The 24,253-nt window shown below is 70.5% G+C and carries 22 protein-coding genes; 7 read left to right on the plus strand and 15 right to left on the minus strand.

Features of this window, described 5'->3' with window-relative positions; all coding sequences use genetic code 11:
- Nucleotides 1-16: 16 nt before the first annotated feature.
- Nucleotides 17-1,351: a glutamate-1-semialdehyde 2,1-aminomutase gene (gene hemL / locus DAI20_RS04425; RefSeq protein ID WP_108249302.1), complete on the plus strand. Its 1,335-nt coding sequence runs from the start codon at nucleotides 17-19 to the stop codon at nucleotides 1,349-1,351.
- Between the two features lie 112 nt (nucleotides 1,352-1,463).
- On the opposite strand, the gene DAI20_RS04430 is transcribed toward hemL, so the two are convergent.
- The 5 genes from DAI20_RS04430 to panD all read right to left on the minus strand — a co-directional run bounded on the left by DAI20_RS04430 (nucleotide 1,464) and on the right by panD (nucleotide 6,311).
- Nucleotides 1,464-2,285 (minus strand): DNA/RNA non-specific endonuclease, encoded by an 822-nt coding sequence (locus DAI20_RS04430; protein WP_108249303.1) that lies wholly within the window; start codon nucleotides 2,283-2,285, stop codon nucleotides 1,464-1,466.
- Between the two features lie 41 nt (nucleotides 2,286-2,326).
- On the minus strand, nucleotides 2,327-2,734 hold the full coding sequence (locus DAI20_RS04435; RefSeq protein ID WP_108249304.1) for a DUF1304 domain-containing protein: 408 nt from the start codon (nucleotides 2,732-2,734) through the stop codon (nucleotides 2,327-2,329).
- A gap of 522 nt (nucleotides 2,735-3,256) precedes the next feature.
- Nucleotides 3,257-4,255: an MDR family oxidoreductase gene (locus DAI20_RS04440; RefSeq protein WP_108249305.1), complete on the minus strand. Its 999-nt coding sequence runs from the start codon at nucleotides 4,253-4,255 to the stop codon at nucleotides 3,257-3,259.
- Nucleotides 4,256-4,726: 471 nt separating this feature from the next.
- Nucleotides 4,727-5,752 (minus strand): 6-phosphofructokinase, encoded by a 1,026-nt coding sequence (locus tag DAI20_RS04445; RefSeq protein ID WP_108249306.1) that lies wholly within the window; start codon nucleotides 5,750-5,752, stop codon nucleotides 4,727-4,729.
- Nucleotides 5,753-5,879: 127 nt separating this feature from the next.
- Nucleotides 5,880-6,311: an aspartate 1-decarboxylase gene (panD, locus tag DAI20_RS04450; protein ID WP_108249307.1), complete on the minus strand. Its 432-nt coding sequence runs from the start codon at nucleotides 6,309-6,311 to the stop codon at nucleotides 5,880-5,882.
- Between the two features lie 6 nt (nucleotides 6,312-6,317).
- Between panD and DAI20_RS04455 the strand changes: the two genes are divergently transcribed.
- On the plus strand, nucleotides 6,318-6,962 hold the full coding sequence (locus tag DAI20_RS04455) for a hypothetical protein (RefSeq protein ID WP_159084907.1): 645 nt from the start codon (nucleotides 6,318-6,320) through the stop codon (nucleotides 6,960-6,962).
- 56 nt (nucleotides 6,963-7,018) lie between these two features.
- On the opposite strand, the gene DAI20_RS04460 is transcribed toward DAI20_RS04455, so the two are convergent.
- The 4 genes from DAI20_RS04460 to ctaD form a co-directional block, all read right to left on the minus strand.
- Nucleotides 7,019-7,483, minus strand: coding sequence for a universal stress protein (locus DAI20_RS04460; protein WP_108249309.1), 465 nt, complete (start codon nucleotides 7,481-7,483; stop codon nucleotides 7,019-7,021).
- Nucleotides 7,484-7,486: 3 nt separating this feature from the next.
- On the minus strand, nucleotides 7,487-8,953 hold the full coding sequence (locus DAI20_RS04465) for an APC family permease (RefSeq protein ID WP_108249310.1): 1,467 nt from the start codon (nucleotides 8,951-8,953) through the stop codon (nucleotides 7,487-7,489).
- Nucleotides 8,954-9,097: 144 nt separating this feature from the next.
- Nucleotides 9,098-9,916, minus strand: coding sequence for a nucleotidyltransferase domain-containing protein (locus DAI20_RS04470; protein WP_205781339.1), 819 nt, complete (start codon nucleotides 9,914-9,916; stop codon nucleotides 9,098-9,100).
- A gap of 142 nt (nucleotides 9,917-10,058) precedes the next feature.
- Nucleotides 10,059-11,813, minus strand: coding sequence for an aa3-type cytochrome oxidase subunit I (gene ctaD, locus DAI20_RS04475; RefSeq protein WP_108249312.1), 1,755 nt, complete (start codon nucleotides 11,811-11,813; stop codon nucleotides 10,059-10,061).
- A gap of 256 nt (nucleotides 11,814-12,069) precedes the next feature.
- Here ctaD and DAI20_RS04480 point away from each other — a divergent pair, with 256 nt between their 5' ends.
- From DAI20_RS04480 to DAI20_RS04495, 4 genes are read left to right on the plus strand one after another with little or no spacing between them, the layout of a single operon-like run.
- Nucleotides 12,070-12,615, plus strand: a complete 546-nt coding sequence (locus tag DAI20_RS04480; RefSeq protein ID WP_168927669.1) for a thioesterase family protein — start codon at nucleotides 12,070-12,072, stop codon at nucleotides 12,613-12,615.
- Nucleotides 12,615-13,571 (plus strand): DNA-3-methyladenine glycosylase family protein, encoded by a 957-nt coding sequence (locus DAI20_RS04485; protein WP_108249745.1) that lies wholly within the window; start codon nucleotides 12,615-12,617, stop codon nucleotides 13,569-13,571. Before DAI20_RS04480 ends, DAI20_RS04485 begins: the two co-directional genes overlap by 1 nt.
- Before the next feature lie 23 nt (nucleotides 13,572-13,594).
- The gene (locus tag DAI20_RS04490; protein ID WP_108249314.1) at nucleotides 13,595-14,239 is read left to right on the plus strand and encodes a pentapeptide repeat-containing protein; all 645 of its coding nucleotides are present in this window, start codon (nucleotides 13,595-13,597) and stop codon (nucleotides 14,237-14,239) included.
- 26 nt (nucleotides 14,240-14,265) lie between these two features.
- Entirely contained in the window at nucleotides 14,266-14,940 is a 675-nt protein-coding gene (locus DAI20_RS04495; RefSeq protein WP_108249315.1) for a tetratricopeptide repeat protein, read from the plus strand.
- 72 nt (nucleotides 14,941-15,012) lie between these two features.
- Here DAI20_RS04495 and DAI20_RS04500 read toward each other — a convergent pair whose 3' ends face one another.
- Genes DAI20_RS04500 through DAI20_RS04515 form a run of 4 tightly spaced genes read right to left on the minus strand, consistent with a single transcriptional unit; the run spans nucleotide 15,013 to nucleotide 20,687 of the window.
- Entirely contained in the window at nucleotides 15,013-17,490 is a 2,478-nt protein-coding gene (locus DAI20_RS04500) for a beta-xylosidase/alpha-l-arabinosidase (protein WP_205781340.1), read from the minus strand.
- On the minus strand, nucleotides 17,487-18,365 hold the full coding sequence (locus DAI20_RS04505; protein ID WP_240605866.1) for a carbohydrate ABC transporter permease: 879 nt from the start codon (nucleotides 18,363-18,365) through the stop codon (nucleotides 17,487-17,489). The genes DAI20_RS04500 and DAI20_RS04505 overlap by 4 nt, the downstream gene beginning before the upstream one ends.
- Nucleotides 18,362-19,378 (minus strand): carbohydrate ABC transporter permease, encoded by a 1,017-nt coding sequence (locus tag DAI20_RS04510; RefSeq protein WP_108249316.1) that lies wholly within the window; start codon nucleotides 19,376-19,378, stop codon nucleotides 18,362-18,364. Before DAI20_RS04510 ends, DAI20_RS04505 begins: the two co-directional genes overlap by 4 nt.
- A 10-nt stretch (nucleotides 19,379-19,388) precedes the next feature.
- Nucleotides 19,389-20,687 (minus strand): extracellular solute-binding protein, encoded by a 1,299-nt coding sequence (locus DAI20_RS04515; protein ID WP_108249317.1) that lies wholly within the window; start codon nucleotides 20,685-20,687, stop codon nucleotides 19,389-19,391.
- Nucleotides 20,688-20,820: 133 nt separating this feature from the next.
- Here DAI20_RS04515 and DAI20_RS04520 point away from each other — a divergent pair, with 133 nt between their 5' ends.
- The gene (locus DAI20_RS04520) at nucleotides 20,821-21,831 is read left to right on the plus strand and encodes a LacI family DNA-binding transcriptional regulator (RefSeq protein WP_108249318.1); all 1,011 of its coding nucleotides are present in this window, start codon (nucleotides 20,821-20,823) and stop codon (nucleotides 21,829-21,831) included.
- Between the two features lie 57 nt (nucleotides 21,832-21,888).
- Here the strand turns inward: DAI20_RS04520 and DAI20_RS04525 are convergent, their stop codons facing one another.
- Complete coding sequence (locus tag DAI20_RS04525) at nucleotides 21,889-22,644, minus strand: methyltransferase domain-containing protein (protein WP_205781341.1); 756 nt, start codon at nucleotides 22,642-22,644, stop codon at nucleotides 21,889-21,891.
- A gap of 69 nt (nucleotides 22,645-22,713) precedes the next feature.
- The gene (locus DAI20_RS04530) at nucleotides 22,714-24,228 is read right to left on the minus strand and encodes a SulP family inorganic anion transporter (RefSeq protein ID WP_108249319.1); all 1,515 of its coding nucleotides are present in this window, start codon (nucleotides 24,226-24,228) and stop codon (nucleotides 22,714-22,716) included.
- Nucleotides 24,229-24,253 lie beyond the last annotated feature (25 nt).

The following is a 24,253-nucleotide window of genomic DNA, read 5'->3' on the forward strand; positions in this document are numbered from 1 at the left end:
CGGAAGAAATGGAACCATGAACTCGAGCCAGGATCTCTTCGACCGTGCCCAGGCCGTCATCCCCGGCGGGGTGAACTCGCCGGTGCGCGCCTTCGGATCGGTGGGCGGCACGCCCCGCATGATGGTGTCCGCCCGCGGTCCGTACGTCACCGACGTCGACGGCGTGGAGTACGTGGACCTCGTGAACTCGTGGGGTCCCGCTATTCTCGGCCACGCCCATCCGCGCGTCGTCCAGGCCGTGCAGGACGCAGCGGCCCGCGGGCTCGGCTTCGGCGCGACGACCCCCGGTGAGACCGAGCTCGCCGAGCTCGTCACGGCCCGGGTGACGGCGAATGGTGTGTCCCCGGTCGAGAAGCTCCGCCTCGTGTCGACGGGCACCGAGGCCACCATGACCGCGATCCGGCTCGCCCGCGGCTACACCGGCCGCGACCTGCTCGTGAAGTTCGCGGGGCACTACCACGGCCACTCGGACAGCCTGCTCGCCGAGTCCGGGTCCGGCGTCGCCACCCTGTCGCTGCCCGGCTCCGCCGGGGTGACTGAGGCAACGGCCGCGCAGACGCTCGTGGTGCCCTACAACGACCTCGAGGCGCTGCGTGAGGTGTTCTCCACGCACGGCGACCGCATCGCCGCCGTGATCACCGAGGCCGCAGCCGCCAACATGGGCGTGGTGCCGCCGGCGCCGGGCTTCAACGCCGCGCTCGCGCGGATGACCCGGGAGAACGGGTCCCTGCTCATCGCCGACGAGGTGCTCACCGGCTTCCGCGTCAGCGCCGCCGGCTGGTGGGGCCTGGAGAACCGCGACGGCGTCGAGTGGACGCCCGACCTCGTGACGTTCGGCAAGGTCATCGGCGGCGGGCTGCCCGTCGCCGCGCTCGGCGGCCGCGGGGACGTGATGGACCACCTCGCGCCCCTGGGCCCGGTCTACCAGGCGGGAACGCTGTCCGGGAACCCGGTGGCGGTGGCCGCCGGTCTCGAGACCCTCAAGCTTGCCGACGCGGGCGTCTACAGCACGCTGGACACCGCCGCGGATATCCTCACCTGGGCCGTCTCCGGCGCGCTTGACGACGCGGGTGTGCCGCACGCCGTGCAGCGCGCGGGGAACCTGTTCAGCTTCGTGTTCGGCGAGGCCGTCGCCGGCGGGGTCAGTGACTACGACCAGGTGCGCTCCCAGGAGGCATGGCGCTACCCGCCGTTCTTCCACGTGATGCTCGACGCCGGCGTGAGCCTGCCGCCGTCGGTGTACGAGGCGTGGTTCGTCTCCGCCGCCATGGACGAGCCGGCGATCCGCCGCATCCTCGCGGCGCTCCCCGACGCGGCAGCCGCCGCGGTCCGCGCCACCCCGCCCCTCTAGCCCACCGCCGTGGCAGGGTCCGTGTCGGTTCCTGAGCCCGTCGGAGGGACGCGCTGTACTCACCACGGTCCCTGAGCCTGTCACAGGGACGCACGCGGAACGTGCGCGGCCGCTAGAGCGCGATCGCGTCCCAGCTCTCCAGCGCGACCCAGCGCCCGGGATCGGGCAGGGCGGTCGGCTGCGGCGCGCGCATCCGGTCGGCGCTCGCGAGGGCTTCGACGCCCAGCCCGGTGAGCGCGCCGATCTCCTCGACCGGCACCTGATAGGTGCGGTACGGGCCGAGCGGCGGGGCATCCGCGGTGGCCGTCGCGAGGTCGATGCGGTCGAGCTCCGGCGTCTGGTCGAGCAGGTACGCGGTGGTGGCGAGAGCGCCGCCGTCGGCCCAGGCGGCGATCTTCCAGAACATCCGCGGGATGCGGACACCCCTGTACTCCTCGTCGTCCGCGCCGAACACGACGCCGGTGAAGACGGAGAGCCGCTGATCGTTGGTCGCGGCGTGGTCGAGCAGGTAGTCCTCGAGGCCGAGCCACAGCTCCTTGGACTGGTTGAACTCCGCGGCCTGGGGAGCGGCGTTGGTGTAGGCGAACGTGTCGCTGTTGGCCCGTCGGGCGACGTCCGGGGTGCCCCAGACGGGATCGCGACGGCGCACGAGGTGCCCGCGGTCGAGGTTGTTCCTCGCGTACACCTCCGGGCCGGCCTGCTGATCAGCGGGAATCCGCTCGTCGAGGTGCCAGTCGTCGGACCGCTCGACATCCACGAGGGCCGCCCCGTCGATGTTCACCGCGGTGACCGCAGCGAGCTTGCGCCCGGTGTCGAGCACGACGGTGAAGTGCGTGTAGTCGAGCCGCACGCGGTCATCCTCCTCGGCTCCGTCCGCCGGGATGGCGAGGGGGTCGCTCAGGCGCAGGAAGGAGGCGTCGTATCCGTCGGTCACCGTGCCAGCGTAGGGGCGGCGTCCGACGCTCCCGCCGGTGCCTACTGTCCGGCCGGTGAGATCCCGGCAGCGAAGAAGACGAGGCCGAGCAGCGGCGGGGCGCCCTGCACGAGCGCTGCGACGAGGAAGCGCCGGTTGGTGCTCGCGAGGATGATCGCGGCGAGCACCATGCACGCGGTCGTGAAGAGCACGAGCGTGAGCCCGGCCGGGACGTTGCCCGCGAAGTAGAGGATGAGGCCCAGCCCGGCGCCGAGGGCGAGGAAGAGGTTGTAGAAGCCCTGGTTGAACGCCATGGGCCGCACCACGTTCGCCTGCTCCTGCGACTGCAGCTGGAAGCGCCGCCACGCGGCAGGCTTCGGGAACCAGATGCTCTCGAGCAGGAAGAACAGCACGTGGAGCACGGCCGCGAGCGACACGAAGATGGTCCCGGTGAGTGCGATTCCCGACATGGTGCCTCCCGCTGCTCACCGTATACGGACCGCCCGCCGGGTGCGCAGTGGGGTGTTGTGTGGCGTCGGCGTGTGGGTGCGGTGTCCGCGTGAGCGTGTGTGTGGTCGGATGCGTGTAGGGGGTCGAGCGCGAGTGGTCTTGCGGGCGGGCACGCCGGCGCATGTGTCCCGCCGGCGCTGCATCCGCCCCTGCCCAGGCAGAGGACGCGTCGCCTGCCCCTGCCTAGGCAGGAACGCGTCCTGCTGCGGGTGTCTTCTTGCCTCTGCCCAGGCAGCGGGTCACTCGCTCGGGTTCTCTCTCGCCTCTGCCCAGGCAGGAGGATCCTGCCCAGCTTCAACCTGGGCACGATGCCGCTGCCTGGGCAGGGGCGCGGATGGCGGTCGGGGCGCGGCCAGGGACGCGCGGCCAGGCGTGAGCGCGGGCCAGGCGGGAGCGCGGGGCGCGGACGCCAGTGGGGGAGTGCGGGTCCGGGGTGACCTCGGGACGCCGGTGCAGGAGCGGGCGCAGGGCTGAGCGTGGGATCAGGCGCGGACGTCCACCACGGTCCGGCCCCGCACGGTGCCCGCGAGGATCCGCTGGGCGACGTCCTGGGCGCCCGCAAGCGGCACCGTCTCGGTCATGGTGTCGAGCAGATCCCGGTCGAGGTCCGTCGCGAGTCGCGACCACGCCTTCTCCCGGAGCGCACGCGGGGCATCGACGGAGTTGATGCCGAGCAGTCGCACACCGCGAAGGATGAACGGCAGGACGGAGCCGGGCAGGTCCGGCCCCTGGGCGAGGCCGCACGCCGCGACCGTGCCGCCGTAGTTCGTCTGCGCGAGGATGTTGACGAGCGTGTGACTGCCGACCGAGTCCACGGCGCCGGCCCAGCGCTGGCTCTGCAGCGGCTTTCCGGCCTCGCTGAACTGCGCGCGATCCACGACCTCCGCCGCGCCCAGGGATCGGAGGTAGTCGCCCTGCTCGTCGACCCGTCCCGTGGACGCGACGACGCGGTAACCGAGGCGCGCGAGCACGGCGATCGCGATGGAGCCGACCCCGCCGGCCGCGCCGGTGACGAGCACGTCACCCGCGTCGGGCCCGACGTCGCCCTCGAGCGCGAGCACGGCCATCATGGCGGTGAATCCCGCCGTGCCGATCGCCGCGGCTTGGGCCGCGCTGATCCCCTCGGGTACGCGCACGAGCGAGGCTGAGTCGACCCTGGCCCGCTCCGCGAGCCCGCCGTGCCGCGTCTCCCCGAGCCCGGCACCGTTCACCGTGACGAGGTCGCCCACGGCGAAGTCCGGGGAGGAGGTCTCCGTCACGGCGCCGACGACATCGATCCCCGGGATGAGCGGGCTCGTGCGCGCGATGCCCGGCCGCCCGGCCAGCAGCATGCCGTCCTTGTAGTTGACGCTCGAGTGCGACACGTCGAGGGTGACGTCACCGTCGGGCAGGACGTCGTCGTCGACCTCCCGGATGCCCACCTCCGCGGTGTGCTTCCCGTCGTCGTCCCGCCCGGTCTCCGCCACGATCGCTGTGAACATGACTCCAGCCTAGGCAGCGCCTCGAAGGGGAGGGGAGGGGCGGTCATCCTGCGCGATCCAGGAGATCCGGTCCCGGTCCGCCCGACACCTGGCGTGATTCAGCAGATTTGCCTCGAGATTCGTTCGACACCTCACGCAATTCAGCAAATGCGCTTCGAGGTCCTCCGCCAACCGACGCAATTCAGCAGATATGACCGATGGGCCGGCGTGTTGCGCCCGCACAACGGCGTGTCGGCTTAGATCTGCTGAGTTGCGTGGGGGGCAGGCCGGAATCTGCTGAGTTGCGTCAGGAATCCGCTCGGATCTGCTGGGTTGCGTCGGGAGCTGACCGGGATGTGCTGAGTTGCGTCGGGAGTGGGCCGAGATCTGCTGGATTGCGTCGGAAGCACGCCCCGAATTGCTGAATTGCGTCGCGGCTTGCACCCCGCAACACGCCCCGTACCCGCCGCACCCGCGCCCCGCGACCGCGGATCAGCCGAAGAGGATCGCGGCCTCGTCGTAGCGGGACTGCGGCACGGTCTTCAGGGTGCCGAGCGCCTCCGCGAAGCCGACGTGCACGATGTCCGTGCCGCGCAGCGCGACCATCCGGCCCCAGTGTCCCTCGACCACGGAGTCGACGGCGGCGAGCCCGAGCCGGGTCGCAAGCACGCGGTCGTACGAGGTGGGCGTGCCGCCGCGCTGGATGTGTCCCAGCGTCGTGGCCCGGGTCTCGATGCCGGTGCGTTCCTCGATGATGGGCGCGAGCATCTCGCCGATGCCGCCGAGGCGGGGCCGGCCGAAGGCGTCGAGACCGCGCTCGGAGTGGGCGTCGACGGCGGTGTCGGGCACGAATCCCTCGGCCACGACCACGAGCGGCGCGCGACCGCGGTTGTACGCGGCCTTCACCCAGGAGACCACCTGGTCCATGCTCGTCTTCTGCTCGGGGATGAGGATCGCGTGGGCGCCGGCGGCCATGCCGCTGTGCAGGGCGATCCAGCCGACGTGGCGGCCCATCACCTCGGCCACCATGCAGCGGCTGTGCGAGTCGCCGGTGGTCCGCAGGCGGTCCATGGCGTCGGTCGCGATCTGCACCGCCGTGTCGAATCCGAACGTGTAGTCCGTCGCGCCGAGGTCGTTGTCCACGGTCTTCGGCACGCCGACGATCTTCAGCCCCGCGTCCGTGAGCCGCTTGGCCGCGGCGAGCGTCCCCTCACCGCCGATCGCGATGATGGCGTCGATGCCGAGGCGGTCCAGGTTCTCGGTGATGCGCTCGACGCCACCGTTGCCCTCGAAGGGGTTCGTGCGGGAGGTGCCGAGGATCGTGCCGCCCTGCTTGCCGATGCCCTGGATCTCGCGGCGGGTCAGGGGCATGATGTCGCCGTCGACGACACCGCGCCAGCCGTCGCGGAACCCGACGAACTCCTGCTTGTAGATCTGCGTGCCCTTGAGGACGGCTCCGCGGATGACGGCGTTCAGGCCGGGGCAATCGCCGCCGCTGGTGAGGATTCCGATTCGCACGCACCCATTCTGCTGCTTGCGTCCGGTAACCCCCAATCTGCGCCCTGTGGGTCTCCTGGCCGCCGCGCGGCGCGTCCGCTCACCCAGGCCTCCCGCCCTGTGCAGGATTCAGGCGCAGGGGAGGCGCTCAGGCGTGCTGCGGTACCCGGGGCTCGGCGAGCGGGGGGCGCTCGACGTCCGGCGTCACGGCCTCGGCCGCATCGGTGCCGATCGCGATCTGCCGGTTCGACGCGTCCACGTGCACGATGCGCGGCTCGAAGTTCAGCGCCTCCTCGGTCGTGAGCTGACCGTAGGCGATGAGGATCACGACGTCGCCGACGTGCATGAGGTGGGCCGCGGCGCCGTTGATGCCGAGAACGCCCGTGCCGGGCTCCCCGGCGATCGTGTAGGTCTCGAGTCTGGCTCCGTTGGTGACGTCGACGATGCTGACCCGCTCGCCGGGGAGGATGCCCGCGGCGTCGAGGAGGTCGTGGTCGACGGTCACCGAGCCGACGTAGTGCAGGTCCGCGTGGGTGACGGTCGCGCGGTGGATCTTTGCGGTGAGCATGGTGCGGAGCATGTATCCATGGTGACCGATTCCGAGGCGGCCATCGCCCACTTCACGCTCAGCGTAGAGGCCGCGGTTACAGTGGCCGGAGGGGCGCCGGAGGGCGGTGCCGGGACGCGATGGAACGATGCGATGACCGACACGGAGCGGAATGGGGCGGGGTACGCGGCGGTGCCCGCCGCACCCGTGTCACCCAGCTATCCCGCGCCCGTCGGGTCCGGTGCGCCGGACCCGACGACGTCCCCCGACGACGTCCCACCGTCCGCGTCCGCGCCCCTGGATCCCACCCGCACCGCCGAGGCGAACCCGGTGCTGGACCACGCCTCCGTGCCGCAACCGGCGCGCCGCGACCCGCTGCCCGGGCGGGTATGGGGCATCGTGAGCCTCGCGCTGGCCGTGCTCCCCCTGCTTCAGCTGGTCGGTCTTGTGGCGGGGATCGTCGGGCTCGTGCTGTCCTCGCGCGTCGGGCGCCGCAACTGGTTCGCGGTGGCCGGCATCGTGGTCTCGTTGCTACTCATCGCGCTCGCCGTGACCCTCATCGTGCTCTTCGCCTTCAACGGCTACGAGGTGTTCGGCGGATCGGTCGGCTCCGTCGTCACGGTGTGCAGCGAGCTCGGCCCGGGCGAGCACGTGGTCGACGGCCTCACCTACCGCTGCCGCTGATCCGCGGCCGGGAGACGAACGCGCGGAGTCCGTTCGACCGCTCGTAGTGGCGGCGCTCAGCCGAGCGCGCGCTCGCTGTTCCGGGTCGGGCGGCAGATCAGCACCGGGCACGGCGCGGAGTGCTGCACCCGCGACGCGGTGCTGCCGAGCAGGATCGTGGAGGTGAGCCCGCGGCTACCGGCGGCCATCGAGATGAGGTCCGCGTCCAGGTCCTCGGCGGCGCGGATGATCTCCTGCGCCGGCGAGCCGCTGCGGATCTGCGTGTGGATGGCGGGCCCCCAATCGTCGAACTCGGCCGCGACGATGTCGACCGCGGTCCTCGCCTCGTCGCGGAAGCTGAGCTCCGCCATCTCGGTGGCCTTCTGCGGGCCGAGCTCGTTGGCGAACGGCACCGCCGCGTACGGGCTCACCACCGCGATCACCGTCACGTCCGTGATCTCGCGGGAGTCGGCGATCCACTTGAACTGCCGTGCGCCGACCAGGGATGCCCTGGAGCCGTCGGTGGCGACGATTACATGCATGGCTCAGCTCTCCTTGTTTCTCGTGGACGGGGACGCCTCCGCGGTTCCGCCCGGGGATGCGGGGTGCTTCTTGCCGAAGAACCGCTGGACGAGGTACAGCACGCCGCCGACGGCCAGCAGGCCTGCCACCCAGAAGAGCGCGGCCGGGTCGTCGATCAGGGTGTAGGCGAGGACGGCGAGGTTGCCGAGGATGCCGAGGATCAGCAGCGGGGTGTTCGCCCGGTAGACGCCGGGGCCCTCGTCCTTACCGCGCAGCTTGAGGCAGGCGACGATCACCAGCGCGTAGATGAACAGCAGGAACACGACGGTGATGGTGGCGAGCCGGTCGACGATGTCGAGCTGCTCCTCGGCCGGCAGGTCCGACTGCGTGCTCCGGATCGCGGCCCCGATGATCAGCATGGACGCGACGACGATCCCGCCGAAGATCAGCGCGACGTACGGGCTGCGGCGCACCGGGTGCACCTTCGCGAAGACGGCGGGCACCACGTTCTCGCGGGCCATGCCGTAGAGGATGCGCGACTGGGCGACCACGGTGACGAGGGCGGTGTTGCTGATCGCGATCATCGCGATGATGCCGAACACGAACAGCATGATCGTTGCCGGGATGAAGAAGAGGTCGGCGTTGATGACCTCGAGCAGGGTGTTCCCCGCGAGGGTGGAGATGGGCACGGCGAGGGCCGCCGAGATCGAGACGAGCACGTACACGACGCCGGCCGTCAGCATCCCTCCGATGAGGGCGCGGGGGAAGGCGTGGGACGGGTCGATGGTCTCCTCCGCCACGTTGGCGGCGTTCTCGAACCCGGTCATCGCGAAGAAGGCCAGCGAGACGCCGGCGAGAACGGCGAGCACGGCGTTCCCCGCTCCGCCCTCCGTGGCGAACTGCAGGAGCACCGAGGGATCATTGACGCCCTCGACCAGGGCGATGACGCCGATGGTGATGACGATGACCAGGCCGCTCAGCTCGATGAACGTCATCACGACGTTCGCCACGACGGACTCGGAGATGCCGATGAGGTTGATGGCCGTGATGATGGCGACGAAGATCACCGCCACGATGGCCGCCGCCCAGATCGCCTCCTCGCCCAGGCCGATCAGTCCGCTGAAGTAGCGCACGAAGCCGGACGCCAGGGATCCCACCGCCGCCATGTTGGCCGAGAGCATGCAGATGGTGATGAAGAACGTGAGGAGCGGGCTGCGGAAGGCCTTGTTGATGTAGAGGGATGCGCCCGCGGCCTGGGGATACTTCGTCACCAGCTCGGCATAGGCGAGTCCGGTGATGGTGGCGATCGCGACGCCGGCGAGGAACGCCATCCAGAAGGCACCGCCGACCGCCGCGGCGACGAGCCCGACGAGCACGTAGATGCCCGATCCGAGGACGTCGCCCACGACGTAGAAGTACAACTGTTTAGCGGTGATCGAGCGCTTCAGCTCGCTGTGCTTGACAGTGTCGGGTGCCGCAGACGTGGCCATGGGGGTGACACTACGCCCTGAGGGGCCCGCGCTTGTTTCCGGCAGGAGAAGAGTTTTCCCGTACTTCGGCACTTCTCCTCGGGATCCGCGTGTCGAAGCGCGCCTGAAGCGCTGGGGACGGGGCGGCTGAGGCACGCCGACCGCCTAGGAGACGGCCGCGACCGTCTCGTCGACGAGCCGCGCGGCGGCGTCGAGCGTCGCGAGCAGGTCGGCGCTACCCGTGCCGGGCCCGCCGAGCAGTCCGTGCGCCCGGTCCGCGAAACCGCCCGGCGCGATCGAGAGCCGGCCCGCCGACGCGACCGCTCCCTTCTCGTTCAGGAGCCAGCGGCCCGCGCGGCCGTGCAGGGCGTGTGCGCAGAGCATCACGGCCCGGAACAGGCAGCCGGTCACGTACACCGCGTCCCCGCGCGCTGCGCCTTTCCGGGCGATGTCGATGCTGAAGCGCGCCTCCCAGAGCCCGGCGACGAGGGAGTCCGCGAGCGCGGGCGGGTAGTCGGCCATCCGCCCGCGCAGCCCGCCGAGGACGCCGTCCGGATCCGCGAGCACGACGGCGAGGGCGAGCTCGCCCGCGTAGGCGAAGCTCGCGACGCCCGCCGGGTGCCCCGCCTGGGAGTGGAACGAAACCCGGCCGGCGGCCGCGTCCTCCCACGACCGCTCCACGCGATCGAGGTCGCGGTAGATCCAGTCGACCGCGGACCCGTCGATGGTGAGCCAGCCGCCGCCGTCGACCCACGGACCCCATCCCCCGCGCGCCGTGACGGTCGCGTCCGCTCCGCCGACCTCGCGCGCCAGCTCGCCGAGCCGCTCGATGTCGAGCTCCCGCCGGTAGTAGAGGCCGAGGTCCATGTCCGACTCGGGCGTGTGCTCGCCGCGCGCCCTGCTGCCGCCGAGGGCGACTCCGACCACCCCCGGGACCGCAGCGATCCGGGCGGCGAGGGCGGACAGGGCGTCATCGTCGAGCACGCGCCCATCCTCCCGCATCGAGCGGCCCCGGTACGGTCCCTGAGCCTGTCGAGGGACGCCCTCAGACGGCGCAACCGCCGCGTCGCTTCGACAGGCTCAGCGACCGAGGCGACCGTGGCGGCGACGGTGGAGTCCGGGCGGGCTAGCGGACGTTGCCCGCCTCGTCCTTGGTCGGGGTGTCCGGCGCATCCTTCACCGGACCGACGCCCACCGGAATGCCCGCCTCGGGGTGGTTCACGTCGAACGCCGGGGACTCGGACCGGATGCGCGGGATGGAGACGAAGTTGTGACGGGGCGGGGGGCACGACGTCGCCCACTCGAGCGATCGGCCGTAGCCCCAGGGGTCGTTGACCGTCACCCGCGGCGCCTTCCGCGCCGTCACCCACACGTTCAGGAAGAACGGGAGCATCGAGGCGGCGAGCACTCCGGCACCGATCGACGACAGCTGGTGCATCCAGGTGAAGTTGTCGGTCGGGGTGTAGGTCGCGTAGCGCCGCGGCATGCCGTACGCGCCGAGCCAGTGCTGGATGAGGAACGTCATGTGGAAGCCGATGAACAACGTCCAGAAATGCATCTTGCCGAGCGACTCGTTCAGCATCTTGCCCGTGAACTTCGGCCACCAGAAGTAGAAGCCCGAGAACATGGCGAACACGACCGTGCCGAACACGACGTAGTGGAAGTGCGCGACTACGAAGTAGGTGTCCGAGACGTGGAAGTCGAGCGGGGGCGAGGCGAGGATGACACCGGTCAGGCCGCCGAAGACGAAGGTCACCAGGAAGCCGATCGCCCACAGCAGGGGTGTCTCGAACGTCACCGAGCCGCGCCACATCGTGCCGAGCCAGTTGAAGATCTTCACGCCGGTCGGGACCGCGATGAGCATCGTGGTCAGCGCGAAGAAGGGCAGGAGCACCGAGCCCGTCACGTACATGTGGTGGGCCCAGACCACCGCGGACAGCGCGGCGATGGTGATGGTCGCGAACACGAGGGTCTTGTAGCCGAAGATCGGCTTGCGGCTGAAGACGGGGAACACCTCGGAGACGATGCCGAAGAACGGCAGGGCGATGATGTACACCTCGGGGTGGCCGAAGAACCAGAACAGGTGCTGCCACAGGATCGCTCCGCCGGTGGCGGGGTCGAAGATGTGCGCCCCGAAGATGCGGTCGGCCATGAGGGCGAAGAGCGCCGCGGCAAGCACTGGGAACGCGAGGATCACGAGGATCGACGTGATGAGCGTGTTCCAGGTGAAGATCGGCATCCGCCACATGGTCATGCCGGGGGCTCGCATCGTGATGATGGTGGCGATGAAGTTCACGGAGCCGAGGATGGTGCTGAAGCCCGTCATGGCGAGGCCGGCGACCCACATGTTGCCACCGACGTTGGGCGTGAACGTCATGGTGGAGAGCGGGGTGTACGCGGTCCAGCCGAACGACGCGGCACCCTGCGGGGTGAGGAAGCCGGCGACCGCAATGGCCGAGCCGATGCTGAACAGCCAGTAGGCGAGGGCGTTCAACCGGGGGAACGCCACATCGGGCGCGCCGATCTGCAGCGGCATGATCACGTTGGCGAAGCCCGAGAAGAGCGGGGTCGCGAACATGAGCAGCATGATCGTGCCGTGCATCGTGAACAGCTGGTTGTACTGGTCGAAGGTCTGGACGACCTCGAGGCCGGGCTCCCACAGTTGCGCGCGAATGATCAGGGCGAGCACGCCGCCGACGAGGAAGTAGAAGAAGGACGTGCCGAGGTAGAGGTAGCCGATGATCTTGTGGTCCGTCGACGTGATCCAGGAGACGAAGACGCTGCCGTGCCGCACCGGCTTCGACGGCAGGGCCGGCAGGGGAGGCGGCGGCGCGGCGGAGGGGCGGCCCGGTCTCGCCGGTCGACGGGTGATGGTGGTCATGGTCGCCTCGCTCCCGTGAGTTCACACGCAGGTTGCCCCCAACACAACCACCGGCGCGCCGGAACAGATAGAGGGGGTGCGGTGGGCGGCTACCTACTTCCTTCCGGAGGAACACTGAGTCGCGATCGGCGAGGATCGGCGGCGGTGTCGGGGGATGAGGGCGGCGGGGGATGAGGGCGGTGGGGGATGAGGGCGGTGGGGTGAGGAGACCGCGCCGTGTCGGGCGCGGACGTGGGGCGCGGTTAGTCTGTCGGGCGTGCACCTCCTGTTCCGCACCCTCCTGCACTCGGTGCTCGCCGCGCTTCGGCCGTCCGTCGGCGCCTACGAGGTCGCCCGAGCGCGCTTCCTCGTGCTGCCGACGGATCTCGACGTGTTCCGGCACATGAACAACGGGGTCTACCTCTCGATCCTCGATCTCGGGCGCCTCGAGCTGCTGCGCCGCTCGGGTATCTGGACGGTCTTCCGGCGGAACGGCTGGTACCCGGTCGTGGTGTCCGAGACGATCAGCTTCCGGAAGTCGCTGCAGCTCTGGCAGCGGTTCGAGGTCGAGTCCCGCATCCTCGGCTACGACGAGCGGGCGGTGTACGTGGAGCAGCGCTTCGTGCGCGAGGGCGAGATCTACGCCCAGGCCTTCGTGCGCGCCCGCATCCTGCGCCGCACGGGCGGCGTCGTGCCCATCCCGGAGCTGCTCGCCCAGGTTCCGCCCGCCCCCGCCGGCCTCCGGGTGCCCGACTGGCTGCTGCAGTGGGGCGAGGACGCCGCACTCCCGAGTACGCGCGCGGAGGCTCCGAGCACGTGGTGATGCTCGCGGCGGAGCCGCCGGTCCTCACCTGCACCACGGTCTACAGTCCGGCGGAGACGCTGGACCTCGCTCGCACGCTCGGCCCCCTCTGCCGTGGCGCAGGAGACCCGACGGAGGCGCGCGAGCCCGCGTCCGTGGCGGGTCCGCCCGCGTTGTGGCGCACCTTCAGGACGCCGCAGGGAGCGGCGACGCTGCGCCTGCGCCAGGCGGCCGACGGATCCATCGAGGCCCGCGCCTGGGGCGACGGCGCCGAGTGGATCATCGACGGCGTGCCCGAGCTGCTCGGCGCCGGAGACGACTGGAGCGATCTCGACCTCTCCCCGTCGCCGTTCCTGCGCGACGCTCACCGACGGATGCGCGGGGTGCGGTTGCCCCGCACCCGGCTGGTGTTCGAGGCCATGGTGCCCGCCATCTTCGAGCAGAAAGTGACCGTGATCGAGGCGCACCGCGCGTACCGGCAGCTCGTCCGGAAGCACGGGGAGCCCGCGCCCGGCCCCGCTCCGGCCGGTCTCACGGTCGCGCCGTCCCCCGAGCGCTGGCGTCTCGTGCCCTCCTGGGAGTGGCACCGCGCCGGGGTGGATCCTCGGCGATCCCGCACGGTCCTCGCCGCGGCGAGCGTCGCATCCGGTCTCGATCGCACGGCCGCCCTCGGTCGCGGGGGCGAGCACGTCTCGGAGAAGCTCCGCAGCGTCCCTGGCGTCGGGGCGTGGACCGCGGCCGAGACCATGCAGCGGGCGCACGGCGACCCGGACACGGTCAGCGTCGGCGACTTCCACCTGCACGACATCGTGGGCTGGGCCCTCGCTGGCAAGCCCGTCGACGACGACGGCATGCTCGAGCTCCTCGAGCCCTGGCGGGGGCACCGGCAGCGGATCATGCGCATCATCCTCGCGAGCGGCTTCCGGAAGCCCCGCTTCGGACCGAAGATGACCATCCAGGATCACCGCTGGCATTGACGACGACGACGACAAGGATCCCCATGCCCCGCTCCCCGAGGATCGATCCCGTGCGGCTGGGGCCCCTTCACCCCGCGGATCTCGACGAGCTGTTCGACGGCGCCTCGCTCGAGGGGCGGTCGATGGACGGCCTCGACCTCACGGAGCACGACCTCGCCGAGCTCGTGCTGCTCGAGTGCGAACTCGTCGGCGTCTCGCTGACCGACGCGCTCCTGCGTGGAGCCCGGATCACCTCCTCGGTACTGACGAACGTGACCGCCGCGACCCTGTCCGCGCCGCGGAGCGCGTGGCGGGAGGTCTCGATGAGCCAGTCCCGCATCGGCGCGGGCGAGCTCTACGAGAGCGAGTTCCGGTCCGTGCACATCGCGCACAGCAAGCTCGGCTTCCTCAACCTGCGGGGGTCGCGGCTCACCGACGTCCTCATCGAGGGCTGCTCCGTCGACGAGCTGGATCTGGGCGGCACACGGGCAACGCGGGTGACCCTGCGGGACTGCCGCATCGGCACGCTCGACCTGACCGGTGCCCGGCTGGAGGACGTCGATCTGCGCGGGTCGGACTTCCGGGCGATCAACGGCATCGAGGGTCTGCGCGGCGCCACGATCGACGAGGGCCAGTTGGCGGAGCTCGCTCCGCTGCTCGCGCGTCAGCTCGGCCTGCTCGTCGGCTGACGCCCGCGCGGCAGACTGGGCGGGTGATGGAAGCGCTGGTGATCAGCAGGTCGGCCGCCGCGTGGGAGGCCGGTCGCCGCGCCGACGCGCTCCGACTGCTGAAGGATGCCGTGCGAGCCGAGCCGACGCGATCGGACGCCCGGCTCGCGCTGGCGGAGCGGTACCGCGAGATGGGCAACCCGGATCAGGCGGGTCGCTGGGGCATCGTCTTCGACGGCTGGACAACCGACCGCGAGCGGGATCGCCTCGCCCGACTGCTCGCCTCGTCCTGGGTGCGGCGACAGGACGTGACCGCGTTCCTCGCTCTGCCGCCAGGCGAGGTGCCCGCCCCGGTCGCCGACCTGCTCGACGGGCCGGTGGAGACCTACCGGGTGCGGTTCGACCTCGAGGCGCGGGAGCGACAGGGGCCGGGTTTCGAGGACCCGAGCACCCTGCACAACGTCGCATTGACACTCTGGGTGCTGTTCCTCGGCGGCATGGTGCTCAGCGCCGTCCTGGTGTTCGGACTCGCGTTCTTCGGCGTTGCCGACATGAACTCGGTGCGACTTCTTGCGTTCTGCCTTGCCGCGGTGGGCGCCGCCGCGATGCTCTCGACGGCCGCGCTGTTCGCCCGGGGCGGGGAGAGGACCGCTGCCGCGGCCTGGGCGCTCCCCGCCTTGGTGCTCCTCGGGTTCCTGCTGATCCCTTCGGCCAGGGGATGAACGACAGCCAGGCGCGGGCTCTGCCCACGCCTGGCTGCGGTTCTCGTTCTCTGCGGTTGTTGTCTCTGCGGATCAGGCGCGGAGCGCCGCCTCCGGCTCGGTCTGACGCGCGACGCCCGACCGGGTGATGACCTCGGTGAGGACGTACCGCTCGTCGTCGTTCGTCACGGGGTGCACCGGACCCGTGATGGTCACGCTTGCGGTCGTCTCCTTCTCGGCGCAGGAGGCGCCGACCCAGAGCTCGACGTCGCCCGGCTCCACGATGCGCCTGTACCGGGCATCGGTGAAGGCGAGGCGTGCCGTCGGCACGTCGAAGCGCACGAGCGCCTCGCCGCCGGGCTGGAGGTCGACGCGGCGGTAGCCGAGCAGCTGCGCGACCGGGCGGGTCACGCTCGCGACCAGGTCCCGCGCGTACAGCTGCACGACGTCGGTGCCGGCGCGCTCGCCGGTGTTCCGCACGCGCAGCTCCACCACGAAGCTGTCACCGGCGGCGACCGTGGGCTCCGCGACCGTCAGCCCGGTGCGCTCGAAGGTCGTGTAGGTCAACCCGTGCCCGAACGGCAGCACCGGCGTGTTGTCGGCGCTCGTCACCTCCGACGGACCACCCAGGATCGGGTGCAGGTAGGAGTAGGGCTGGGCGCCGGCGGACCGGGGGAGCGAGACCGGGAGGCGACCCGACGGCGCGACGCGCCCGGAGAGGATGCCCGCGATCGCCGGGGCCCCCTCCTCGCCCGGGAAGAACGCCTGGAGCACGGCTGCGGGAGCATCGGCGCCGTCGACGGCCCAGTCCACCGCGTACGGCCGGCCGGTGAGCAGCACCACGACGACGGGCGTGCCGGTCGCCTGCACGGCCTGCACGAGCTCGCGCTGCACGCCGGGAAGGTCGAGACTCTCCGCGTCGTTGCCCTCGCCCACCGTGCCACGGCCGAAGAGTCCGGCGCGGTCGCCGACCACGACGACGGCGACGTCCGCACGCTCGGCCTCGGCTACCGCAGCGGGGATGCCGGAGCGGTCTTCGCCCTCGACCGCGGCGCCCTCGACGACCGCGATCTCCGCGTCCGGGAGCTCCCCGCGCAGCGCTTCCGCGAGCGTGGGGATCTCGAATCCGAGCGGGGTCTCCGGGTGATGGGCGAGCACGTGGTTCGCGAACGAGTAGCAGCCCATGAGGGCCTCGGCGCTGTCGGCGTTCGGGCCGATGAGCGCGATCCGTCGGGGTGCCGCGTCTGCGCCGGCGCCGGCGAGCGGGAGCACACCGGAGTTGGTGAGCAACACGATCGACTCCTCGGCGAGCCGGCGCGCGACGTCGCGGTGCGCCGGGCTGTCGAGGTCGATCGACGTCGGCGGAGTCTCGAACGTCTCGTCGAGCAGGCCGAGCTCCTCCTTCTCCGCGAGCAGCCGCAGCACCGCGCGGTCGACCAGCGCCTCGTCGGCGAGGCCAGCGCGGATGCGCTCCGCGAGCGGGGCGAGGTACGCGTCGCCGGTCGGCAGCTCGACGTCGATGCCCGCCGCAAGGGCCAGCTCGGCCGCCTCGCCGCGATCCGCGGCGACGGCGTGCATGACCTGCAGGAACGCGACGGAAAAGTAGTCGGAGACGACGACGCCGTCGAAGCCCCAGCGGCCACGCAGAATGTCGGTGAGGTACTCAGGAGTCGCCCCGACGGGCGCGCCGTCGATCTCGGCGTAGGAGTTCATGACGGAGCGGACGCCGCCGTCGAGCACGGCCATCTCGAAGGGCGGCAGCAGCACGTCCTCGACGAAGCGGGGGCCGATCTGGGCGGGGGCGTGGTTGCGACCCGCCTGGGACGCCGAGTAGCCCACGAAGTGCTTGAGCGTCGCGTGCACGCCCGTGCTCTGCAGGCCTCGCACGTACGCCGTGCCGATCGTGCCGACGACGTACGGGTCCTCGGCGATGCACTCGTCGACGCGGCCCCAGCGGGCGTCGCGGATGACGTCGAGCACCGGGGCGAGGCCCTGGTGGATGCCGAGCTCCCTCATGGAGTCGCCGATCAGGGTCGCCATCTCCTCGACGAGGCCCGGGTCGAACGAGGCGCCCCACGCGAGCGGCGTCGGGAAGGTCGCGGCCTGCCAGGCCGCGAGCCCGGTCAGGCACTCCTCGTGCACGAGCGCGGGGATGCCGAGCCGGGTCTCCTCGCGGAGGCGACGCTGCTCGGCCCACAGCCACTCGGCGCGCTTCACCGGGTCGACCGGGCGCGTGCCGTACACGCGGGTGAGGTGGCCGAGCCCGTGGGCCGTGGCCTCCTCGTAGCGGCCCGAGGTCGCCATCTCGCCCTGCATCGGCGCCACGACCTCGCCGCCCTGGTCCACCCAGTAGCCCACGATCTGGGCGAGCTTCTCCTCGAGGGTCATCCGGGAGTGGAGCTCCCGGACCCTCGGGGACACGTCGGGCAAGTGGATCACGCCATCCTCGTTCTCTGCGCCCACGCCTTCGGGGCCGCTGTCGTTCGTTCCCCGGCTCGCGGAGCCGGCGTACTCGGTGTTCTCGGTGTTCGTATTCTGGGTGCGCACGGCGTCCGTGTCGACCGTGCTCATCCCTTGACCGCTCCGGTCAGGCCGCCGACGATGCGGCGCTCGAACAGGCTGAAGAACACCAGTGCGGGGATCATGGAGAGCGACGTGAAGGCGAGCACCTTCGCCGTGTCCACCGAGTACTGCGACGAGAACGCCTGCACTCCGAGCGGCAGCGTGAACGACGCGGAGTCGTTCAGGATGAAGAGCGGGAGCAGGTAGCTGTTCCAGCTGCCGATGAAGGCCAGGATGCCCACGGTGATGACGCCGGGCATCGAGAGCCGCACGACCATGCGCCAGAAGAAGCCGAGCCTGCTGCAGCCGTCGATGAAGGCCGCCTCCTGGATCTCATCGGGAATGGCCCGCAGGAACGGGACAAGGATGATGATCGTCGTCGGCAGCGCGAACGCGATCTGCGGCAGGATGATGCCCGCGAGCGAGTTCATCAGGCCGAGGTTCTTGATCACGATGTACAGCGGCGTGATGGCGACGGTCAGCGGGAACATCAGTCCGCTCGCGAAGATTGCGTAGAGCGCCCCACGGCCGACGAAGGTGTAGCGCGCCAGCACGTAGCTCGCCATCAGTCCCAGCACGACCGCGCCCGCCGTCGTGGCGAGCGCCGCGATGAGTGAGTTCAGCACCTCTTGCCAGAAGATGCCGCCGGTGAGCACGTCGATGTAGTTGACCGGGTTCCAGGATGCGGGAAGCCCGGACGGGTCCGTCGTGATCTCCGCGTTCGTGCGGAAGCCACCGATGATGATGTAGGCGACGGGCGCGAGCATCAGACCGATCAGGACGACGGCGACGATGTACGGCACCGGGTTGGTCGGCGCGCCCGCGGGGCGGCGACGACGCCGCCGGACTGGGGACGCCGGCCGGAGGGCGGTTGCGGCGGTCACTTCTTTCCTTCCGTGAGTGCTCCCGCGGTGTCGCGGCTGAGCACGTAGCGCTGGTAGACGAGCGCGACGACGAGCGAGATCACGAACAGCACGACGGCGACGGCGTTGCCGTACCCGAAGTTGCCCGAGTTCCGGCCGTTGGACACGAGGTACGTGGCCATGGTCGAGGTGCCCGCCGTGGAGGAGATGTACTGCCCCCAGATGATGTAGACGAGGTCGAACAGCTGGAGCGAGCCGATGATCGACAGGAACGCCCAGATGCGCAGCGTCGGTCCGAGCAGCGGCAGGGTGATCCTGCGCTGGATCTGCCAGTAGGAGGCACCGTCGATGGCGGCCGCCTCGGACAGCTCCTCGGGGATGCCCTGCAGGCCGGCGAGGAAGAGGATCACGGCGAAGCCGATGTACTTCCAGGTGATGATCGCCATCAGCGTCCAGATGGCGATGTCCGGGTTCGCGAGCCAGTCCTGGGCGAGGGTGCCGAGCCCGATCTTCTCGAGGAAGCCGTTGATCGCACCGTTGCCCTGGAGCATGAGGCTCCAGCCGGTGCCGACGACGACCTCGGAGATGACATAGGGCACGAAGATCAGCACGCGGATGATGGACTGCCCGCGCAGCTTCCGGTTGAGGAGGAGCGCGACGAGGATCGCGACGGGTCCCTGCAGGACGAGGGACAGGACGACGATCGTGGCGTTGTGCCACAGCGCGTCGTGGAACGTGGGGTCCTGCAGGATTGTCAGGTAGTTCCGGAAGCCGACGAAGTCGGTCGGGGCGCCGAAGCCCTGCCAGCTGAAGAAGCCGTAGTAGGCCGCCATCACCACGGGGTAGATGACGAAGGCGAGGAAGACGACCAGGGCCGGCCCCACCAGGATGGCGACCTCGAGTCGGCCGGACCAGCCGAGCCCATGGCTCTTCCGCGCCGACGGGGGAGCCGCCTTGGTGACGGCTCCCCCGTTCTTGGCGCGGGGGTCCGCTTGCCCGAACTCTCCGGGAAGCGTGCTCTCGCGTACGGTCATGTTCTGATTCCTAGGACTTCTTGGCGGCGTCGTTGACGGCGGACACGAGCTTCTCGGGGTCGCTCTTGCCGGCCATGAGGTCGACGACTCCGACGTTCAGCGCGTTGCCGACGTTGAGGCCGTAGACCGTGTCGAGCCACTGCGAGACGTTCGGCGCCGCGTTGTAGGCGGCGAGGATGTCCTTCAGGTAGGGCTCGGTGACGGCCTCCTGCGCGACGGAGTTGACCGGCGGCGCGTTGAAGGCGGCGTAGTACTCCTTCTGCACGTCGGACGTCGCGAGGTAGTTCAGGAAGTCGAGGCACTCCTTGGGGGCGTCCGCCGAGCAGGAGTAGCCGTCGACGCCACCCATGATGGCGCCGGGCTCACCCTCGCCACCCTCGATCTCGGGGAAGGGGAACCAGCCGAGGTCGGGCAGGGGCTTGGCGTCGGGGGTCAGCGATGCGATGACGCCGGGGTTCCAGGCGCCCATGAGCTCCATGCCCGCCTGGTGGTTCGCGACAAGGCCGGCGGAGCTGCCCGCACCCTGCTGCGCGGCGGTGGTGAGGAAGCCCTCGTTGTACGGCTTCGTGTCGACGAATGCCTGCAGGTCCTCGCCGGCCTTGACCCAGCAGTCGTCCGTGAAGTCCTTCTCCTCGGCCGCGCTGGCCATGGTGTCCGCGCTGCACGCGCGCAGGGCGAAGAAGTAGTACCAGTGGGCGGCCGGCCACGCGTCCTTGCCGCCGAGGGCGATCGGCGCGACGCCGGCGTCCTTCAGCTTCGACACGGCGGCGTTCAGGTCGTCGATCGTCTTCGGGGTCTCCGTGATGCCGGCCTGCGTGAACAGGTCCTGGCTGTAGAAGATGCCACCGGGGAGCACGGCGACGGGCATGGCGTACACCTTGTCCTCGAGCGTGTTCGCGGTGAACGAGCCCTCGGAGATCTCGCTCTTGGCGGTGTCGGAAATGCCGTCGGTCAGGTCCATGAGCTGACCGGCAGCGACCATGGCGGCCATCTTTCCGCCGCCGCGCTGCAGGAAGATGTCCGGGGCGTCGCCGGAGTTGAGGGCCGTCTGGAGCTTGCCGTCGAGGTCCTCGTTCTGGATCGACTGCGGCTTCACGGTCACGCCGGGGTTGGCCTTGCCGAAGTCGGCTGTGACCTTGTCCCAGAACTCCTTGCCCGGTCCGGTGGTGGAGTTCTGCCACAGCGTCATCTCGACGGTGCCGTCCTCCGATGCGCCCGAGCCGGAGCCCGAGCCGCCGGCACAGCCGGCGAGTGCAAGAGCGCTGATGGCGAGTGCTGCTGTGCCCGCCAGGAATCTCTTGGTCTTCATAGGTTCAACCTGTCCTCTTCGTTGAGCGGCGCCCACAAGAGGGGCGCCTGATGCTGTCCATCGAGTGTCAGCGCGGAAAGAAACGCTGTCAAACGTTTTCGAAAAGGATTTCCAAAGCCGCTATGCTCAGCCCATGGCACGCCGCCCCACCATCCACGATGTCGCCGCCGCCGCCGGCGTCTCGGTGTCTGCCGTCTCCAAAGCGGTGAACGGCCGCTACGGCATCGCCGCCGACACCTCCGCCCGGATCCTTCAGGTCGTGAAGGAACTGGGGTACGAGTCCAGCCTCGTCGCCAGCAGCATGCGGTCGCACCGAACCGGTGTGATCGGCGTCCTCGTGGCGGACTTCGAGCCGTTCAGTGCGGAGATCCTGAAGGGCGTCGGCTCGGCGCTGCGGGAGTCCCGGTACGACCTGCTCGCCTACAGCGGGTCCCGGCACGCGGACGGCGCGACGGGGTGGGAGCGCCGCTCGCTCAGCCGGCTGAGCGGAACCCTGATCGACGGCGCGATCATGGTGACGCCGACGGTCGTGACCGCGTCCGTCGAGATCCCGGTGGTCGCCATCGACCCGCACACCGGCCGCGCCGACCTTCCGACGGTGGAGTCCGACAGCCTCGGTGGCGCGCTCCAGGCCACCCGGCACCTCATCGATCTCGGCCACCGGCGCATCGGCTTTCTCGGTGGCCGTCCCGACCTCCGCTCGGCCAGCCTGCGCGAGGCCGGGTACCGGCGCGCACTCACCGACGCGGGCATCCCCTTCGACCCGCAGCTCGTGCAGGTGGGCATGTTCCTCACCGCGTCGTCCCGGGAGCCGGCGCGGGCCCTGCTGTCCCTGCCGAATCGTCCGACGGCGATCTTCGCCGCCAACGACCTGTCCGCCATCGGGGTGCTGCAGGTGGCGGGCGAGCTGGGCATCGACGTGCCGCGGGACCTGTCGGTGATGGGCTTCGACGACATCCCCGAGGCGATTCAGGTGTCGCCGCCGCTGACCACCATCCGGCAGCCCATGCAGCGGTTGGGGGCGACCGCCGCGGAGTCGCTCATCGCGCTCCTGAGTGGCGAGACCTCCGACGCGATGCGCATCCAGCTGCCGACGAGGCTCGTCCGCCGGGCCACGACGGCGCCGCCCGCTCCACCCGCCTGAGCGCAGGATGCCGCCGGACGCGGGCGGCTGACCCGGCGGCGAAGGTTCAGGCGCGGCTCAGTCGGCCCGGCTGCGCTTCGTCGCGGCGACCAGGGCGAAGCCAATCCAGTCCGGGTCGGCATCCGATTCGAGCATGGCGATCTCCCGGGCGCTCGCGGACCCGTGCGCTCGGGACCAGCGCAGCCAGTGGTCCCGGCCGCCCTCCTGCATGCGGGCGGTGATGCCGTCGGCTGAACCGGTCAGGCCCCAGTGGGTCGCCCACCAGCCGGGGGAGTGCCACGCTGCAGCCTCCCCGCCGACCAGATCCAGCACGGCGTCGGGCGGGTGGACCGCGTAGGGATCGTCGCGGAGGGCGGGCGTCGTCATCCCGACCTGCCCGCCCGGCCGGAGCACGCGCAACAGCCCGGGGAGGAAGTGCACGTCCGTTCCGAAGTACTCGAAGGCGTCGATGCTGACGATCGCGTCGAACTCGCCGTCCTCGAACGGCAGCGACCGCGCGTCGCCGTGCACCACGGTGACGCGGTCCCCGACACCGGCCGCGTCGACGACCGCCCGGATCTCGGCGGGCTCGATCCAGAGATCGAACGCGACGACCTCGACGCCGCACTGCTGGGCCAGGAACACACTCGTCGCCCCGCGCCCGCAGCCGAGGTCGAGCACGCGTTGGCCCGGCGTCAGCGAGACTAGCGTCAGCAGGTCCTCGAGTTGCCAGAGGGGGTGGGGTCCCATGTCCAGCCCGAGCAGCCACGTGGGGTCGTAGCGGGAGGACAGCGGGAACCGGTCCGGCCTGAGCAGGCTCTCATGAGGGGTCACGATCGGCCACGCTGGCACACGCCCGCACCCGGGGGAAGCCCCACCCCTCGCTGGCTACCCCTCAGCCCCCTACCCCTCGGAGCCGAGCCTGCCGGCGAGGCGCTCGTGCATGGCGGCGCTCGCGTCGTTCATTCCGACGATGGTCACCGTCTTGCCGCGCTGCGCGTACTTGGTGGTGATGGCGTCGAGCGCCGCCACCGTGGACGCGTCCCAGACGTGCGAGCGGGTCATGTCGATCACGACGCGGTCGGGGTCCGCGGCGTAGTCGAACTGCGTCGTCAGGTCGTTGCTCGAGGCGAAGAACAGCTCGCCGTTCACGGTGTAGTCCGCCACCTCGCGCCCGTCGTCGTCGACCGCGAGGGTGCGCTCTACGGTCGCGAAGTGCGCGACCCGGCGGGCGAACACGACCATGGCCGCGATCACGCCGATCACGACGCCGATGGCGAGGTTGTGCGTCACAACCACGACCGCAACGGTCACGACCATGACGATGGTCTCGCCGAGCGGCATCCGGCGCAGCGTCGACGGCCGCACGCTGTGCCAGTCGAACGTGCCGACCGACACCATGATCATGACCGCGACGAGGGCCGCCATGGGAATGATCGCGACGATGTCGCCGAGGCCGACGACGAGGATCAGCAGGAACACCCCGGCCAGGAAGGTGGAGATGCGCGTGCGCGCGCCGGAGACCTTCACGTTGATCATGGTCTGGCCGATCATCGCGCAGCCCCCCATGCCGCCGAACAGCCCGGAGAGCATGTTCGCGACGCCCTGACCCCACGTCTCCCTCGTCTTGCGGGACGGGGTGTCCGTGATCTCGTCCACGAGCTTCGCGGTCATCAGCGACTCGAGGATGCCCACGAGCGCCATCGCGAGCGAGAAGGGCGCGATGATGGAGAAGGTCTCCCAGGTGAGCGGGACGTTCGGGATCAGCAGCTCCGGCAGGCTCTCGGGCAGGTCGCCCTGGTCGCCGACCGTGGGCACGGTGAGGGCCGTCGTCACGGTGATGGCCGTGATCAGGAGGATCGCGACGAGTGGCGCAGGCACGACCCGGGTGAGGCGCGGAAGCAGCACGATGATCGCGATCCCGAGCGCCACGAGCGGGTACACGATCCAGGGCACGCCGATGAGCTGCGGCAGCTGGGCGGTGAAGATGAGGATCGCGAGCGCGTTGACGAACCCGACCATCACACTGCGCGGGATGAACCGCATGAGCTTGGCGACGCCGAGCACGGCGAGCAGCACCTGGAAGACGCCGGCGAGGATCACCGTGGCGAGGAAGTAGTCAATGCCGTACTCCCGGGCCACGGGCGCGATGACGAGGGCGACGGCGCCCGTGGCGGCCGAGATCATCGCCGGGCGTCCGCCGAGGAATGCGATCGTCACGGCCATGATGAACGAGGAGAACAGCCCGAGCCGAGGGTCCACCCCCGCGATGATGGAGAACGAGATCGCCTCCGGGATGAGCGCGAGCGCGACCACGAGGCCGGCGAGCACCTCGCGGGTGAGGATGCGGGGCGAGCGCAGCGCGGCGAGCACTCCCGGGGACGCGGGCGGGGCGGAGGCGGTGGGGCGGGACGGCATGGGACTCCCGTTTCTGCCCGGAGGG

The organism is Planctomonas deserti, assembly GCF_003067705.1.
Lineage (GTDB): Bacteria > Actinomycetota > Actinomycetes > Actinomycetales > Microbacteriaceae > Planctomonas > Planctomonas deserti.

Coding starts and splice junctions, on each gene's coding strand:
- DAI20_RS04515 (WP_108249317.1), bottom strand. CDS start 20,687: ATGAAGACCAAGAGATTCCTGGCGGGCACAGCAGCACTCGCCATCAGC.
- DAI20_RS04500 (WP_205781340.1), bottom strand. CDS start 17,490: ATGAGCACGGTCGACACGGACGCCGTGCGCACCCAGAATACGAACACC.
- hemL (WP_108249302.1), top strand. CDS start 17: ATGAACTCGAGCCAGGATCTCTTCGACCGTGCCCAGGCCGTCATCCCC.
- DAI20_RS04495 (WP_108249315.1), top strand. CDS start 14,266: ATGGAAGCGCTGGTGATCAGCAGGTCGGCCGCCGCGTGGGAGGCCGGT.
- ctaD (WP_108249312.1), bottom strand. CDS start 11,813: ATGACCACCATCACCCGTCGACCGGCGAGACCGGGCCGCCCCTCCGCC.
- DAI20_RS04485 (WP_108249745.1), top strand. CDS start 12,615: ATGCTCGCGGCGGAGCCGCCGGTCCTCACCTGCACCACGGTCTACAGT.
- panD (WP_108249307.1), bottom strand. CDS start 6,311: ATGCTCCGCACCATGCTCACCGCAAAGATCCACCGCGCGACCGTCACC.
- DAI20_RS04460 (WP_108249309.1), bottom strand. CDS start 7,483: ATGCATGTAATCGTCGCCACCGACGGCTCCAGGGCATCCCTGGTCGGC.
- DAI20_RS04435 (WP_108249304.1), bottom strand. CDS start 2,734: ATGTCGGGAATCGCACTCACCGGGACCATCTTCGTGTCGCTCGCGGCC.
- DAI20_RS04465 (WP_108249310.1), bottom strand. CDS start 8,953: ATGGCCACGTCTGCGGCACCCGACACTGTCAAGCACAGCGAGCTGAAG.
- DAI20_RS04520 (WP_108249318.1), top strand. CDS start 20,821: ATGGCACGCCGCCCCACCATCCACGATGTCGCCGCCGCCGCCGGCGTC.
- DAI20_RS04530 (WP_108249319.1), bottom strand. CDS start 24,228: ATGCCGTCCCGCCCCACCGCCTCCGCCCCGCCCGCGTCCCCGGGAGTG.
- DAI20_RS04440 (WP_108249305.1), bottom strand. CDS start 4,255: ATGTTCACAGCGATCGTGGCGGAGACCGGGCGGGACGACGACGGGAAG.
- DAI20_RS04490 (WP_108249314.1), top strand. CDS start 13,595: ATGCCCCGCTCCCCGAGGATCGATCCCGTGCGGCTGGGGCCCCTTCAC.
- DAI20_RS04510 (WP_108249316.1), bottom strand. CDS start 19,378: ATGACCGTACGCGAGAGCACGCTTCCCGGAGAGTTCGGGCAAGCGGAC.
- DAI20_RS04455 (WP_159084907.1), top strand. CDS start 6,318: ATGGTGACCGATTCCGAGGCGGCCATCGCCCACTTCACGCTCAGCGTA.